Here is a 230-nt window from a genome sequence, read left to right as displayed (position 1 = left end):
GCCTCGGTCAGTACCAGCAGCCTGTGCCTGGATACCCATGGCCTTGACCTCTGGTTTGAAACGCACGCCGGTTATTATTGGCTGGGCACGCCTTTTTCGCGTAATCAGGGGGCCTTTAGTGTCTCGCATGCCGGCGCTGATTATTTGATAACAAACGCGATTGCCGCGGGTCTGTTGACAGAATTTGATGCAGTCGGACAGCAGGGAAGCCTGTTGCAGTGGGGCCGGGC

1 protein-coding gene is annotated in these 230 nt (G+C 57.0%); it reads left to right on the top strand.

Annotated features, from left to right (window positions below):
- Nucleotides 1-230: hypothetical protein (locus tag ACQUTA_RS13175; protein ID WP_444988724.1), on the top strand; the 230-nt coding region annotated here is incomplete at both ends.

The organism is Legionella navarrensis (assembly GCF_052527415.1).
This window is presented reverse-complemented; position numbering and strand designations above follow the sequence as displayed.